Origin of the sequence: Micromonospora sp. NPDC005203, assembly GCF_042872705.1 — a bacterium.
Classification (GTDB): Bacteria; Actinomycetota; Actinomycetes; order Mycobacteriales; family Micromonosporaceae; genus Micromonospora.
The window spans coordinates 752356-767760 of sequence record NZ_JBIAKV010000002.1 but is presented as its reverse complement, the minus strand read 5'-3'; the positions used below and the strand labels follow the sequence as shown (position 1 = coordinate 767760).

General features: G+C 73.3%; 9 protein-coding genes. 2 read left to right on the top strand and 7 right to left on the bottom strand.

Annotated features, from left to right (window positions below; genetic code table 11):
- Positions 1–212: 212 nt before the first annotated feature.
- The 5 genes from ACFYPM_RS08885 to ACFYPM_RS08865 all read right to left on the bottom strand — a co-directional run bounded on the left by ACFYPM_RS08885 (position 213) and on the right by ACFYPM_RS08865 (position 9508).
- On the bottom strand, positions 213–416 hold the full coding sequence (locus tag ACFYPM_RS08885; RefSeq protein WP_007464836.1) for a cold-shock protein: 204 nt from the start codon (positions 414–416) through the stop codon (positions 213–215).
- A gap of 227 nt (positions 417–643) precedes the next feature.
- Entirely contained in the window at positions 644–4165 is a 3522-nt protein-coding gene (locus ACFYPM_RS08880; RefSeq protein ID WP_387192817.1) for an ATP-dependent helicase, read from the bottom strand.
- 27 nt (positions 4166–4192) lie between these two features.
- Entirely contained in the window at positions 4193–7882 is a 3690-nt protein-coding gene (locus tag ACFYPM_RS08875) for an ATP-dependent helicase (RefSeq protein ID WP_387192814.1), read from the bottom strand.
- A 214-nt stretch (positions 7883–8096) separates the two neighbouring features.
- Positions 8097–8642 carry a TIGR00730 family Rossman fold protein gene (locus tag ACFYPM_RS08870; RefSeq protein WP_357377582.1) on the bottom strand — a complete coding sequence of 182 codons (546 nt, stop codon included), beginning with the start codon at positions 8640–8642 and terminating at the stop codon, positions 8097–8099.
- Positions 8642–9508, bottom strand: coding sequence for a TIGR00730 family Rossman fold protein (locus ACFYPM_RS08865; RefSeq protein WP_387192810.1), 867 nt, complete (start codon positions 9506–9508; stop codon positions 8642–8644). The genes ACFYPM_RS08870 and ACFYPM_RS08865 overlap by 1 nt, the downstream gene beginning before the upstream one ends.
- Positions 9509–9661: 153 nt before the next feature.
- On the opposite strand from ACFYPM_RS08865, the gene ACFYPM_RS08860 reads away from it, so the two are divergent.
- Positions 9662–9838, top strand: coding sequence for a hypothetical protein (locus ACFYPM_RS08860; RefSeq protein ID WP_387192807.1), 177 nt, complete (start codon positions 9662–9664; stop codon positions 9836–9838).
- Positions 9839–9859: 21 nt separating this feature from the next.
- Here the strand turns inward: ACFYPM_RS08860 and dapE are convergent, their stop codons facing one another.
- Positions 9860–10933, bottom strand: a complete 1074-nt coding sequence (dapE, locus tag ACFYPM_RS08855; protein ID WP_387192805.1) for a succinyl-diaminopimelate desuccinylase — start codon at positions 10931–10933, stop codon at positions 9860–9862.
- 78 nt (positions 10934–11011) lie between these two features.
- Between dapE and dapD the strand changes: the two genes are divergently transcribed.
- Positions 11012–11971 carry a 2,3,4,5-tetrahydropyridine-2,6-dicarboxylate N-succinyltransferase gene (gene dapD / locus ACFYPM_RS08850; protein ID WP_387192802.1) on the top strand — a complete coding sequence of 320 codons (960 nt, stop codon included), beginning with the start codon at positions 11012–11014 and terminating at the stop codon, positions 11969–11971.
- Between the two features lie 50 nt (positions 11972–12021).
- Here dapD and ACFYPM_RS08845 read toward each other — a convergent pair whose 3' ends face one another.
- On the bottom strand, positions 12022–15366 hold the full coding sequence (locus tag ACFYPM_RS08845) for a S8 family serine peptidase (RefSeq protein WP_387192800.1): 3345 nt from the start codon (positions 15364–15366) through the stop codon (positions 12022–12024).
- Positions 15367–15405: the final 39 nt, after the last annotated feature.

Sequence of the window (15405 nt, the reverse complement as noted above, 5' to 3'; positions counted from 1 at the left end):
CCTCGACGCGGAACGTGTCGAGGGAGGGCGCCGAAGTCGGCGCTGTCAACCGGCGGCGCAAGGCAGCCAGGACTCACAAGCACGAACCGATTGGAGTACGGGCCGGCCCGCCGCCGGGCCGCCGCCTGTGGGTGCAGGCGGCGGCGAGGCGGGCCGGTCCCGTCACCGTCACACCCGGAGGGCGCGACAGGTAATGCTGACCGATCCGAAGATCAGAGCGGGCGGATGTTCTCCGCCTGCGGGCCCTTCTGGCCCTGGGTCACCTCGAACTCGACCCGCTGGTTCTCATCCAGGCTCCGGTAGCCGGAGGACTGGATCGCCGAGAAGTGGGCGAAGACGTCAGCGCCGCCGCCGTCCGGGGTGATGAAGCCGAAGCCCTTGTCAGCGTTGAACCACTTCACGGTGCCAATAGCCATGTGTTTCGTCTCCTTGACGGAACGTCGGACTCGCACTTGTTGCGTGCCCGAAGAGGAGCGCTCCGCGCGGGGATGCGCGAATCGCCTGTCGCTGCTGGTCGCCCCGCCCGGAGAACTCCGGACACAACAAAGAGCGCCTGGGGCCACAATTCCCGCCAGGCGCACACAGAGTCTCTGGTAACCAAAACTGCAACCCGGTCAACCTATCATGGTTTTCCCGCGAGCGGTCAACCTTGGGCAGAATCTTCGGGCAGCTGGGCGATCATGGCCGTGAGCCCGGTCACATCCAGCAGGTCGGCGGGCCGCACCGTCACCCCGTGCCGGACGTAGTGGAACGCCGCGCCCACCCGGTCCACCGGCACCCCAGCCAGCTCCGCCCAGGCCAACCGGTACACGGCCAACTGCACCGCGGCCACCTCCGCCGCCGGCCCCGAGGGCTGCGCGCCGGTCTTCCAGTCGACCACGTCGAACCGCCCACCCGGCCGGGCGAAGACCGCGTCCATCCGCCCCCGCACCACGACCCCACCGATCACCGTCGCGAAGGGGACCTCCACCTCCACCGGTGACCGGTCGGCCCACTCGCTGGCCAGGAACCGCTCCTGAAGCTCCACCAGCGCCTCGTCGGGCGCGGCATCCGCGTCGGCCGCACCGGGCAGCTCGTCCAGGTCCAGCAGGCGGTCAGCACCGAAGCGCTGCTCCAACCAGGCGTGAAAGGCGGTGCCTCGGCGGGCGTACGGGTTGGGCTCGGCCGGCACCGGGCGGCGCAGCGTACGGGCCAGGGCCGCCGGGTCGCGCCGCAACGCCACCAGCTGGGTGACGCTCAACTGCCCGGGCAGGGCCACCTCGACCGCACCGGAGAGCCGGGTCAGCTCGGCCCGCTCGGCCAGCAGCAGATCCGCCTCGCGCTGCCAGCGCGCCACCTCCGGGTCGACCGGCTCGACCGGCCCAACCGCCTCGGTCGCCGACCCGATCGGCGTCACCGGCCCAACCGCCTCGGCCTCCGGCCCGATCGGCGTCACCGGCCCGACCACACGCGCCGGCCCGACCGGCCCGGTGAGCACCGACCCGACCGGCCCGGTGAGCACCGACCCGACCGGTCCGGGGAGCGCCGCCGCCGGCCCGTCGCCCATCAGGCGGCGCACCAGCCCGGCAGCCTCGGCCAACTCCGGTCGGCGGCCACCCAGCGGGTCGGCGGGCCACTCCGCCCGGACCACCACCTCGGCGGTGGGGTTCGTGGCATCCGGGGTCGGCTCCGTCGCCCAGGCGTCGATCAGGTGCCCCGGCCCACCGTCGAGGCAGGCGTCGTACATCTCGCGGAGGAAGACCGACGGACCGCGCGGTCGCTTCGTCCCCTCCCCCCACCAGTAACCGGAGCACAGCAGCAGCCGGCGCGGCCGGGTGACCGCCACGTACGTCAGGCGGCGTTCCTCCCGCTCGTCGTGTGCCCGCCAGGCGTCGGTGAAGTCGTTCACCGCCCGTGCCACGGCCCGCTGGTCGACGGCCTCGTCGAGCGCCAGCTCGGGCAACCCGTCGGCGTCGCCGCGCAGGGGGAACGGCAGCACCCCCAGTCCGCCCAGCCAGTGATCGGAGTTGCGCACCGGCCCCGGCCACGACCCACGACACAGGCCGGCCACCGCCACCACGTCCCACTCCAGGCCCTTGGCGGCGTGCGCGGTGACCACCTGCACCGCACCCTCCACGACCTCCACCTCACCCGGCGCCAGACCGCGCTCCTCGTCCTCGGCGGCGGCCAGGTAGGACAGGAACCCGGACAGTGTCGCGCCGGGCGTCTCCCCGCTGAAGCGGGCCGCCACGTCACCCAGCGCGTCCAGGTGACCCCGGGCCAGACCGGCGTCGCCGGCACCGTCCCGGCCGGCCCGCACCGCGACCTCCACGTCCAGGCCGATGGTCCGCTCGATGTCCGCGATCAGATCCGGCAGCGCCTGGTCCAGCCGGTACCGCAACAGCGCCAGCTCCATGCCGTACGCGCGCAGCCGCGCGAAGCCCTCCGCCGAGTACGCCTGCGCCGGACCGAGATCGGCCAGCGCCTCCACCAGGGTCGCCTCGTCCAGCAGATCGGGGCTGATCTCCGCGTCGTCGTCGGCGGCCAACTGGCGGCGGGCGTTGGCGATGGCGCGGGCCCGCCGGTGCAACGCCACCAGGTCACGCGGCCCGATCCGCCAGCGGGCACCGGTGAGCAACCGCAGCAGAGCGGCCCCGTCGGTCGGGTCGGCCAGCACCCGCAGCGTGCAGACCACGTCGCGTACCTCGGGGGTGTCCAGCAGGCCACCGAGCCCCACCACCTCGACCGGGAGGCCACGCTCGCGCAGGGCCGACTCGATCGCCGGAATCTGACTGCGAACCCGGACCAGCACGGCGGTGGTCGGGCGCTGCGCCACCGGGATGTGTTCGGGGGCCGCGCCCGGCATCCGGGCCGCCCCCCGCCACGCGGCCAGCACGCTGTCGGCGATCCAGTCCGCCTCGTCGGCGTACGTGGGCAGCAACGCGCAGTGCACCGTGCCGCCGGCCGCACCGCCGGGGCTGCGGTGCGGGATCGGCTCCCGGACGGTCAACGCCGAGCGCAGCTCCGGCACCCGGGCACCCGCCGCCCGCAGCGGAGCCGACAACGCGTTCGCCACCCGGAGGATCTCCGGGCGGTTACGCCAGCTCGTGGTGAGCCCGAGCGCCGGGGCCGGCTCACCGTCGGCGCGGGCGAACTCGGTGGGGAACCGGTCCAGTGTGCCGGCGCTGGCGCCCCGCCAGCCGTAGATGGACTGGCAGGGGTCGCCCACCGCGGTCACCGGATGCCCGCCACCGAACAGCGCGTTGAGCAGCACCACCTGGGCGTGACTGGTGTCCTGGTACTCGTCGAGCAGCACCGCCCGGAAGCGGTCCCGCTCGATCTCGCCGACCCCCGGGTGATCGCGGGCCACCCGGGCCGCCCGGGCGAGCTGGTCGGCGAAGTCCATCGCCTCGAAGTTCTCCTTGCGCCGGGCGTACGCCCGCACCAGCGGCAGCAGGCGCAGCCGGGTCTGTTGCAGGGTGAGCGCCTTGCGTACGTCGGCGTACACCCGGCCCGGCCGGGACTGCACCTCGGCGAAGAACCGACCGGTCCAGGCCGCCAACTGGTCCGGCGCGACCAGGTGCTCGTCCAACTCCCCGGCGAGCGCCAGCACCGCGTCGGTGATGGTGCTCGGCATCCGGTCCACCTCGGACATGTCGCCGTCGTAGTTGCGCACCAGCAGGTCGACCAACTGCCAGCGGGACGCCTCGGTGAGCAGCCGGGTCGACGGCTCGTAGCCGGACCGCAGCCCGTGCTCGGTGACGATCCGCCCCGCATAGGAGTGGTACGTCGAGACGGTGGGTTCACCGGCGAGCGGGTCGTCCAGCGGGTCGCGGCCCTGCCGGCCGAGTCGGCGGATCAGTTGGTCCAGCCGGGTGCGGACCCGGTGGGCAAGCTCACCGGCCGCCTTACGGGTGAAGGTCAGCCCGAGGATCTGCTCCGGGCGCACGTACGCGTTGGCCACCAGCCAGACCACCCGCGCGGCCATCGTCTCGGTCTTGCCCGACCCGGCTCCCGCGACCACCAGCAGCGGCTCCACCGGGGCGGCGATGATCGCGGCCTGCTCCCGGGTGGGCGCCGGCAACCGCAGCAGCTTGGCCAACTCCACGGGCGTGTACCGGGGGCCGGAGTCCGCCAGTCGGGGCGCCGGCGTGGGACCCGCGCCGAACAGGGTGGGTTGGCTCACGGTGCTGTCTCAGGATGCGACACCCGCTCACTCCTCGCCCTCACGGTTGCGTCGAACGGTCGGCGGCTCGACGACCTGACGCCCCTGCCCGGACACCGGGCAACTGGTGCGGACCGGGCAGACCCGGCACTTCGAGTTGGCCACCGCGGCGAACGTGGCGGCTGCCATCGTATCGGCGGTCCTCCGGACCAGCGCGGTCGCCCAACCGGCCGCCGGTCCCTCGCCGGCCGCCGGCTGGTTCTGTTCCCGGGCGTCCTTCGCGGAGGTGCCGAGTTGCACGAGCGCCGCGCCGCCGGACTCGTCACCGAACTCGGCGAACGCCCCCGCCTCCACCGCCGCCTGGTACGCGCCGAGCTGCGGGTGCTCGGCCAGGTCGGTGCCGGTGACGGCGGTGGACTTGCCGGTCTTCAGGTCGATCACCACGAGCCGTCCGGACTCGTCGACCTCCAGCCGGTCGACCCGGCCGGTCAGGTCGACGGGCCGGTGCGGGTCGTCCAACCGGACCGCGAACTCGTGCTCGATGGCGAGCAACCGACGCGGATTGGTGGCCAGCCAGCGCAGCAGCTTGTCGACCATCGCCTCGGCGCGTTCCCGCTCCGGCCCAGCCATCCACCGGGCCGCCAACTCGATGGCGTCGAACCGGGCGGCCACGTAGTCGAGCAGCGCACCCCGGTCTGCGCTGGCGTCCTCGGCGAGCATCGCGGCGGCGTGCACCAGATTGCCCACCCCCTGCGCGGTGCTGGTCGGGCCACTGCCGCCGTGCCGTTCCAGCAACCACCGCAGGCTGCATCGCAGGGCGCTCTCCATGGCCGACGGGGTGACCCGCACCGGCTCCCCGTCCTCGACGAGCGGCCGGTCGTCGGAGAGCGCGCGCAACCCCCACCAGTCGTCCGGGTGCGCGCCGGGAACCCCGGCGGCGGCCAGCCGGGCCAACTGGGCCGCCGCCGCGCGCCGCCGACCCGCCGGGGCGGCCGGGTCGGTGATGGCGGTACGCAGTTCGGCGACCAGCGCCGGCAGTGTCAGCGCCCGAGGTGGACGGGTCACCGGCAGTGCCCCGGGACGGTCCGGCTCACCGTCATCGCCGGTCGTGCCGTTCGTCGCACCGGCCGCGCCAGTGGTCGTGCCGGCAGTCGCGCCGCTCGTCGCACCGGCCGCGCCAGTGGTCGTGCCGGCAGTCGCGCCGCTCGTTACGACGCCGGGCGCGCCGGTCGGCACTCCATCGGCGGCGGGCGTGGCCTCAGCTGGGCTGGGGGCGGGGTCCCGCGAGCCGGCGCGCGGACCCGGTGGCGGGGGCGGGTCGGCCGGCCCGGCACTCGGCGGGCTGGACGGCCCGGCACTCGGCGGGCTGGACGGCCCGGCACTCGGCGGGGTGGGACCCAGCTCGTGCAGGAACCGGCTCGGCTGCTCCTGGTGGTCGTCACCGCCGACGGCGGCCGAGGCCACGGCGCTGACCAGCAGCCGGTGCCGGGCCCGGCTGATGGCGACGTGGAAGAGCCGGCGTTCCTCGTCCAGCAACGCCGAGGTCTGGCCCACAACGTTCGCCCTGGTGGCGCCGTCGACAGAGCGGCCGGCCAGCACGTCGACCAGCCGCTCGGAGCCGAGCAGGCTGCCGCGCAGTCGTAGGTCCGGCCAGATGCCCTCCTGTACGCCGGCCACCGCGACCAGGTCCCATTCCAGGCCCTTGGCGGCGTGCGCGGTGAGCAGGCGTACCGCCGCACCCCGGTCGGCGGTCGGCGCGATGGTGTCGGCCGGCAGGTCCTGGGCGAGCACGTGGTCGAGGAAGACCTCGGTGCGGGCACCCGGCAGCCGGTCGGTGAACCGGGCCGCCGCGTCGAAGAGGACCAGGACGGCGTCGAGGTCCCGGTCGGCCGCCTCGGCCCGCCGCCGCCGGGCCAGGTCCCCCTCGCCGGCCGCCGGCCGCCCCTGGTTGATCGCGCCCGCCCAGCGCTCGGCGAGACCGCTGGCCTCCCACACGGCCCAGAGCACGTCCTCGGCGGTCGCGCCCGGCCGGGCGGCGGCTTCGCGTGCGATGGCCAGCAGCCCGGCCACCGCCTGCGCCGGCTCCGCCCAGCGCCGCTCGATGCCGGCCAACTCCTCCGGGTCCTGCAACGCCTCGACGATCAGCTCCCCGGACGGGCGGCGGTCACCGCCGGCCAACGCGAGGGCTCGCAGGCCCTGCCGCAGCCGCCGCTCGGCCAGCGGGTCGGCCCCGCCCAGCGACGAGTGCAGCAGCGCGACCGCCGACTCCTCGTCCAGTCGCTCCGGCTCCAGCGCGCAGCGCAGCAGGAGCAGCAGCGGGGCGACCGCCGGTTGCAGGTGCAGGGGCAGATCCTCACCGTGCACCACGGTGGGTACGCCGGCGGCGTGCAGCGCCCGTCGCAGGGTGGGCAGCTGCAACGCGGTGGACCGCACCAGCACCGCCATCCGCGACCAGGGCACGCCTTCGAGCAGGTGGGCCGAGCGCAGCGCGTGGGCCAGCCAGGCGGCCTCGCTCGTCGCCGACCGGAAGGTGTGCACCTCGACGGTCCCGGGTGGCGCGTCCGGCAGTGGGTGCAGCCGGCGGTGTGCGGCCGGGCCACGCAGCCGGCGGCCCAGCCGGGCCAGGGCGGCGAGCAGACCAGGCCCGGCCCGGTACGACGTGGTCAGCAGCACCTGCGCGGCGGGCGCTCCGGAAGCGGTCCGGAAGCGGTGCGCGAACGTGGTCACCCCGGCCGGGTCGGCGCCGCGGAAGGCGTACGTGGAGGAGTCGGGGTCGGCGAACGCGACGAGCGACTTGCCACCGCCGGCGATCACCGAGAGCAACTCCAGTTGGGCGGGGTCGGTGTCGGCCAGCTCGTCGAGGTACACGTACGCGAGCCGACGGCGCTCGGCGGCCAGCAACTCCTCGTCGTCGCGCAGCAGCCCGGTGGCCGCCCGGACCAGCTCCGCCGGGTCGTATGCGATCGAGCCCCGGTTGCTGACGTCGCGCAGCGCGAGCACGGCGACGTACTCCCGGAGAAAGCGGGCGGCGGCCGGCCAGTCGGCGCGGCCGAGCTTCTCACCCAGCCGGGCCAGGTCGATCGGACCCACGCCGCGCTCGGCGGCGCGCATGAGCAGGTCGCGCAGCTGACCGGCGAAGGCCCGGGTCCGCAGGGCAGGGCGCAGGTCGGTCGGCCAGCCGACCGGGTCGTCCTCGGGTTCCTCGCCCACCACGTCCAGCAGCTCGCGGATGATCAGATCCTGCTCCGGGCCGGTCAGCAGGCGGGGCGACGGCTCGCCTCGTTCGGCGGCGGCTCGGCGCAGCAACCCGAAGGCGTACGCCGGGAAGGTGCGCACCAGCGGCTCGCGCAGCACGCGGTGGCCGTCCTGCGCGACCCGGGCCTCGATGCGTTGACGCAGGGCGGTGGCCCCTCGGCGGCCGAAGGTCAGCACCAGGATCCGTTCGGGGTCGACCCCCTCGCTCACCCGGGCGGCGACCGCCTCGACAAGCGTGCTGGTCTTGCCGGTGCCGGGGCCGCCGAGCACGAGCATCGGCCCGTTGGTGTGCCCGACCACCTCGGCCTGCACCGGATCGGCCCGCCAACCGCCGCCGTCGATTGACAGCTCGGACCCGCGATCGGGCTCAGCCGACGCGCCACCGGACGTGCCGCCGCGGGCGGGCACGGAAGCGCCGTCCGGCGTCGTCCCGTCCCCCCGCGGCGGTCCCCCGGACCGCCGCACCAACCGGTACGCCTGCATCAGCTCATCCCATCAGACCCATACGACACCCACCCAATCCCCCACGCCACCCCCAACCCCACCCCATCCACCCCCGTCGATCACGACGGTTAGCGGCGCGACACGCCGACAACAGCACCGCCAACTCCATGATCACCAGGGCTGGGCTGGGCTGAGGTGGGGCGGGGCGGGGCGGGGCGGCACGGGGTGGGGGCGAGGGTGGGGGCGGGGTGGGTCAGGTCAGGCGGGACTCTAGGGCGTCCAGGGCTTCGGGGACTGTGGTGGTCACCGTCAGCAGGTTGCGGCCTGCTGATCTGAGGAAGTTCTGGTTGGTCAGGCTGTCCAGCCAGTCCAGCAGGGGGCGGTAGAACCCGTCGGTGTCGATCAGCACCATCGGCTTGGCGTGCAGGGCGAGGGTCGCGGTCGTCCAGACCTCGAACAGCTCGTCCAGGGTGCCCAGGCCGCCGGGCAGGGTGAGGAACGCGTCCGACTTGTCGATCATCAGGGTCTTGCGGCCGGCCATCGAGTCGGTCACCAGCAGCTCGTCCGAGGCCAGGTCGGCGACCTCCAGATCGACAAGCGACTGCGGGATCACCCCAAGGGTGCGTCCGCCGGCGGAGCGGGCGCCGTCCGCCAGCGCGCCCATCATGCCGACGCAGCCGCCGCCGCTGACCAGTGTGTGGCCGCGCCGGGCCAGCTCCGCGCCGGTCTCGGCGGCCAGGTCCAACCAGCGCTGGTCCAGCGTGCGGGAGGACGCGCAGAAGACGCAGATCGCGGCCATCACCTGTCCCGTGGCTGGTCGGCCGCCTGCGCGGCGGCGGCCTGCTGGTCCGCGCCGGTGCGCGCGACCGCCTCGTCGCGGACCGCCTCCTGCTCGACGGAGAGCGCGGCCTCCGCCTCGACGATGTACCGCACCGCGGCGCCGACGTCGTCGGTGAGACAGATCAGGTCCAGGTCGACCGGCCCGATCTTGCCGCCGGCGGCCATCGTGTCGCGCATCCAGTCGAGCAGGCCCTGCCAGTAGTCGACTCCCATGAGCACCACCGGGAACCGGGTGACCTTGCCGGTCTGCACCAGGGTGAGCGCCTCGAACAGCTCGTCCATGGTGCCGAACCCACCGGGCAGCACGACGAACGCCTGTGCGTACTTGACGAACATGGTCTTGCGGGCGAAGAAGTAGCGGAAGTCGATCGCCAGATCGACCCACTCGTTGAGGCCCTGCTCGAACGGCAGCTCGATGCCGAGCCCGACGGAGAGGCCACCGGCCTCGCTGGCGCCGCGGTTGGCGGCCTCCATCACTCCCGGCCCACCCCCGGTGATCACCGCGTAGCCGGCTCGGGCCAGCGCGCCGCCCACCTGCTCGGCCAGTCGGCACTCGGCGCTGTCCGGGCCGCTGCGGGCGGAGCCGAACACGCTGACCGCGGGCGGCAGATCGGCGAGGGTGTCGAAACCTTCGACGAACTCGGAGAGGATGCGCAGCGCGCGCCAGGCGTCCTTGGTCTTCCAGTCGCCCCGCCCACGCGAATCCAACAACCGTTGATCAGCGGTACTGCTCGGGATCGACCCCCTGCGGAGCGTGACCGCACCGCGGTGTCGCTCCTGCCCCGGACCGCGACCGGCCTCCCGCCCGTTGTTGCTCTGGCTCATGGGGCAACCGTAGTGGAGCGGCACCTCGCAGGTGTGCGGGGCGGGGACGCCGAGAAATAGTTCGGAATCATGGGCAACTAATCCGCTCCCCCGCACGTCTTACTATTCACATACCGGGTATGCCCGGCGCGCGCCTTCGGGGGAGGAGACAGCGTGATCAGTAACAGCGAGATGATCCGGATCCGTCGCCAGATGCAGCGACGGATCCGAGACGTGGTGGCCGAACGCCGCCGCACCCGCCTGCAGGACCCGCCCCTGGTCTCCCCCAGCGCCGCCGCGCCCGCAGGAGCCGATCAAGAGGTTTGCGTCGCCGACAACGGGCCCGGCTGACGCAAACCTCCTGGTCACCGATCAGGCTGGGGCCAGCCAGCGGTGCAGGGTTGCCGCGCCGTCGCGGATCTTGCTGATCTCGACGTGCTCGTCGGGGTGGTGCGCGAGGTTCGGGTCCCCGGGGCCGAAGTTCAGCGCCGGGATCCCCATGGCCGCGAACCGGGCCACGTCCGTCCAGCCCAGCTTGCCGATCGGCGCCGCGCCCACAGCCGCCAGGAACTCCTTCGCCGGGGCCGCCTCCAGCCCGGGTGCGGCGCCCGGCGCGGTGTCGGTCACCACCACCTCGAAGCCGGCGAACACCTCCCGCAGGTGCGCCTCCGCCTCGGCCGGGGTGCGGTCGGGGGCGAACCGGTAGTTGACCTCGATCTCACAGCGGTCCGGGACCACGTTGCCGGCGACGCCACCGCTGATCCGCACCGCGTTCATGCCCTCGCGATAGTCGCAGCCGTCAATCGTGACCCGGCGCGCGTCGTACGTCTGGAGGCGTCGCAGCACCTCACCGGCGGCGTGGATGGCGTTCACCCCGTGCCAGGACCGCGCCGAGTGGGCGCGTACCCCGGTGGTGGTGACCACCGAACGCATGGTGCCCTGGCAACCCGCCTCGACGATGCCGTACGTCGGCTCCAGCAGCACCGCGAAGTCCGCCTCCAGCCACTCCGGGTACGCCTGGGCCACCAGGTTGAGCCCGTTGTACCGCGACTCGATCTCCTCGGCCTCGTAGAAGAAGTACGTCACGTCGTAGCGCGGCTCGGGCAGGGTCACCGCCAGGTGCAGCGCGTACGCGGTGCCAGACTTCATGTCCGAGGTGCCGCAGCCGTACATCAGGTCGCCGCGCATGGTCGACGGGAAGTTGTTGTTCAGCGGCACCGTGTCGAGGTGCCCGGCCAACACCACGCGCTGCGCCCGACCGAGGTCGGTACGCGCCATCACGGTGTTGCCGTGCCGGTGGGTGGTCAGGTGCGGTACGCCCCGCAGCACCTCCTCCACACAGTCGGCGATCGCCTTCTCGTTGAGGGACACGGACTCTATGTCGACAAGCGCGCGGGTCAGCTGTACCGGATCGGCGAGGACCTCGGGGGTCAGCGGGTTCTCCATGGTTCGCACGGTACCTTCAGGTCTGTCCGCGCGAGGAGTGAGCTGAGGCCGACCCGGCCGCGACCGAGAGGTGTAACAGTGACGTCCGCAGATTCCGCCTGGGGCATTGGCCTGGCCACGGTCACGGCCGATGAGCAGGTGCTCGACACCTGGTACCCGACCGGCAAGCTGGGCCTCGGTGAGCTGCCGCTGGTCGCCGGAGAGGACAAGTCGGACGTGCTCGACCTGCCGCCGGCGGCGCTCGGCGACCGGGCACTGCCCGGTCTGCGTACCGTCCAGGTGGTCACCGTGATCGGCTCGCTCGACGACCCGATCAAGGACGCCCCCGACGCGTACCTCCGGTTGCACCTGCTCTCGCACCGCCTGGTGCGGCCCAACCAGCTCAACCTCGACGGCATCTTCGCCAAGCTGGCCAACGTGGCCTGGACGTCCGCCGGGCCGTGCCCACCGGAGCGGTTGGACGAGCTGCGGGTGATCGAGCGGGCCGCCGGCCGCCACCTGTCGGTGTACGGGGTCGACAAGTTCCCCCGGATGACCGACTACGTGGTGCCCGCCGGGGTGCGGATCGCCGACGCCGACCGGGTCCGCCTGGGCGCGCACCTGGCCGCCGGCACCACCGTGATGCACGAGGGCTTCGTGAACTTCAACGCCGGCACCGTCGGCACCTCCATGGTCGAGGGGCGGATCGTGCAGGGCGTGCTGGTCGGCGACGGCTCCGACATCGGCGGTGGGGCCTCCATCATGGGCACCCTCTCCGGCGGCGGCACCGACAAGATCAGCATCGGTGAGCGGAGCCTGGTCGGCGCGAACGCCGGCGTCGGGATCTCGCTCGGCGACGACTGTGTGGTCGAGGCCGGCTGCTATATCACCGCCGCGTCGAAGATCACGCTCCCCGACGGCCGGGTGGTCAAGGCCCGTGAGCTGTCCGGCGTTGACGGCCTGCTGTTCTGGCGCAACTCGGTGACCGGCGGGCTGGAGGCCCGGCCCCGCACCGGCCGGGGCATCGAGCTGAACGCCGCCCTGCACGTCAACAACTGACGGACCCGCCGGGTCCGCGGCACTCGGCCGCGGACCCGGCGGGGTACGCCTCAACGCAACCGGTACGCCTGAATGATCTTCTGGGTCACCGTGTTGCCCGCGGTGTCCCGGGCGGTGGCCCGCAGCGACACGTGGCCGGTGCCGGCCGGGTGCCGCAACGTGGCCGACCATCCGTTGGCGGAGGTACGGACCAGCCTCGCCTTACCCCAGGTCTTCCCGCCGTCGTAGGAGACGTCGACGGCGATCTTCTCCACCCGGGCGGCCGGCGCGCCGGGCTGCCGCTGCACGCGCACCGGGACGACGAAGTCCCGACCGGCCGGAGCGCTGTTGTCGACCCGCAACGGCGGCGCGAGGCGCACCACCGACAGGGGAAGCCGGGCCGGCGTGTCACCGGTGACGTGCCGCGACCGGAAGGTCCAGCTGGATTCCACCTCGGTGCTCAGGTCGGTGAAGCTTCGCTTCGAGGACGCGACGAGGCGGTAGTCCGCCCCACCCGGCGGCACGGTGAACTCTCCGTAGCCGGCGTACTCGTTCTCGTCGACAAGCGTGCCGTTGCGCCAGAGCTTGGTGTGCTCACTGTCGCTCAACGAGCCGCCCGGGTGCCCGGCCGCGTCGCTGAACAGTGGCACGTCGACCAGGAGGGTGTCACCCACCCGGGTGATGCTCTGGCGCGGCCAGCTCGGGTTCGGGAAGGACGGTCCGTACGGAGCCTGGTTCCAGGTCTCCGTCACCGTCCGCCCGGCCCGGTACGCGGTGGGGGTCGAGAGGAGCGCGGCATTCGCGTTCAACCAGCCGTCCTCGTCCCGCGTTCCGAAGTAGATCCCGGATTCCCACTTCACGCCCTTTGTGTTGTAGTACTCGACCCGCTGGCCGGGCACTGTGGTGGGCAGGCCCAGGGCGGCGCCGCCGACGTTGTACTCCAGCACGGGGTACACCACCCGCTCGGCCTCGATGCCCGGGCCACCACCGCGGAACCGGTGCACGACGGTGGCCAGGTCCCGTCGGGCGTAGTCGCGGACGAACCCGGTGGGCATGCGGCCCGGGATCGCTTCGGCCAGCGCGTACAGGTACGGGCTGTCAGCCGTGTCCGGCTTGATCCACTGGCTGCTGACGGTGGCGACGAACCGGTCGGCGGAGACCGACTTGCCGATGTGACCGCTGGTCAGGTCGGTGAACGTGTCAGTCCAGAGCCCGACGGTGTACGCGCTGCCGTCGTCGGCCGTGAAGTTGCCGCCGAGGTCGATCAGCTCCGGGACGGCGTTGTGGTCCGGAATGGTCATCCGTACCGGCTTGGCCTGGCGGGCGTCCACGACGATCCGGGTGTCCCGTTCGACGGTCAGTACTGGCTGCACCAACACGGACATTCCGCGCGGCTCATCCTCCGGTCCGGGCTCGTTGACGAGGCCGCTCAGGGCGTAGTGCCCCTTGGGCAGCCGCACGGTGGCCAGCCCGTCCGTGCTGACGAGGTCCCACGAGCCGAAGGTGTCCATCCCGAGCAGACTGGTCCAGTGGTCCGGGGTGCGCACGCCGGCGCGGTTCAGGTGCTCCACGGTGAGCGTGTAGCTCTCCATCTCCCGGTGCACGGCCAGCGGGGTGACCGCGACCGCCGCACCGGACCGGGCCACGATCCGCCCGGTCCAGTAGCCGTCGGCGTCGCCGAGCCGGGTGTCCGCGGTGACGGTCGTGGCGGCGGTGCCACCAGCCGGCACCGTTAGCTGGCTGGCACCCAGGGCGAACAGGCCGGTCGGCAGCGCGCGACCGCCCGGGCCGGCGCCCTCGACGCTCAGGTCCACGGTGACCGGGGCCGGACCGTCGTTGCGCCAGGTCACCGTGCGGGTGATCGGGGCGTCGTCACCGTGCGGCCAGAGCGCACGCCCGAACGACACGCTCACCGGGTCGCTGGTGATCTGCTGAGTGATCGCGTGCGCCACGTCGACCCGCCCGGCGCCCTGCTGGTAGGCGGTCTGGTCCGGATGCGGCTTGGCGGCGGCCATCAGGGTGGCCTTGAGCCGGTCGGCCCGCCATCCCGGGTGCTGCTGGGCCAGCAGCGCGGCCGACCCGGCCACGTGCGGAGTGGCCATCGAGGTGCCGGAGATCGTGACGTAGCGGTCCCCCACCGGATCGCCGATGACACCGTTGGCGGACCGCGCGGCGACGATGTCGACGCCGGGCGCGGTGATGTCCGGCTTCAGCGCTTCGTCACCGACCCGGGGGCCCCGGCTGGAGAAGTCGGCCAACTCGTCGTCGCGGTCCACCGCGCCCACGGCGAGCGCGGCGTCGGCGGAGGCCGGGGAGCCGACCGAGCCGTCTGCGCCGTCGTTGCCGGCGGCGATGACGAACAGCGTGCCGGTCTGCGCCGTCAGGGTCTGCACCGCCTCCTCCAGCGGGTCGACCTCCGGGGTGTCCCAGCCACCGAGGCTCAGGTTGACCACTGCGGCCTTCTTCTCCACCGCTGCCCACTGCATGCCGGCGAGGATCGCCGAGTCGGGGCAGCCCGCGTCCTCGCAGACCTTGCCGTCCAGCAGCGTCGCGTCCGGCGCCACACCCCGGTACTTGCCGCCGGAGGCCGCACCGGTGCCCGCGATGGTCGAGGCCACGTGGGTGCCGTGGCCAACCGTGTCCCGGGCGTCGGCGGCCTCGGTGAAGTTGCGCGCCTCGGCCACCTTGCCGGCGAGGTCCGGGTGGGTCGCGTCGACGCCGGTGTCCAGCACCGCGACTGACACTCCCGCGCCGGTGAACCCGGCCGCCCAGGCGGTGGGCGCACCGATCTGCGGCACGCTGTGGTCGAGGCTCGGCCGGCGACGACCGTCCAGCCAGATCCGCTCGACGCCCCCCGCCGCGTCGAGGCGGGCCCCAGCGGGGCCGGTGGCGAGAGTCGCCCAGACCGCGCCGAGTGCGGACTTGTCGGTGGCCAGGGCGGCGCCGTGAATCGCCGGTAGGTCGCGGGCCACCCGCGTGCCGGGCAGAGCGGCCGGGGCACGCCGGGCGGTACCGGTCGAGCCGTACGACACCAGCAGCGGCAGGTTGTCGCGGCGGGCGTCGTCGTAACCGGCGGCGATCAGGCCGGTCACGTCGAACAGTCGCCGGTCGACCCGGCCGGCGCGGATCAGCGGCAGGGCGTCCTCCGGCAGCACCGTGAGCTGACCGCGCTCGCGGCTGGTGAGGAAGCGCAGATGCGCACGGTCGGGGCCGGGACGGACGGCGGCGGACCCGGACGCGGAGACGGTGACCCGGTCACCGGTGAGCAGGGTGACCGTCTTCGCGATGCCGGTCGCGGTACGCGGGGCGGCGTCGGGGGCGGTGGTGGGTGGGCTGGCCATCGCGGTCGCCGGCGTGCCCAGCACGAGAGCCGCGACGGCGGTGACGGCGATGGTCGTTCTGCTGCGTCGATGCAACGAAACCTCCTAGTTGGAGCGTCTACAACAGTGAGACAT

Coding starts and splice junctions, on each gene's coding strand:
- dapE (WP_387192805.1), bottom strand. CDS start 10,933: ATGGAGAACCCGCTGACCCCCGAGGTCCTCGCCGATCCGGTACAGCTG.
- ACFYPM_RS08870 (WP_357377582.1), bottom strand. CDS start 8,642: ATGGCCGCGATCTGCGTCTTCTGCGCGTCCTCCCGCACGCTGGACCAG.
- ACFYPM_RS08885 (WP_007464836.1), bottom strand. CDS start 416: ATGGCTATTGGCACCGTGAAGTGGTTCAACGCTGACAAGGGCTTCGGC.
- ACFYPM_RS08865 (WP_387192810.1), bottom strand. CDS start 9,508: ATGAGCCAGAGCAACAACGGGCGGGAGGCCGGTCGCGGTCCGGGGCAG.
- ACFYPM_RS08875 (WP_387192814.1), bottom strand. CDS start 7,882: ATGCAGGCGTACCGGTTGGTGCGGCGGTCCGGGGGACCGCCGCGGGGG.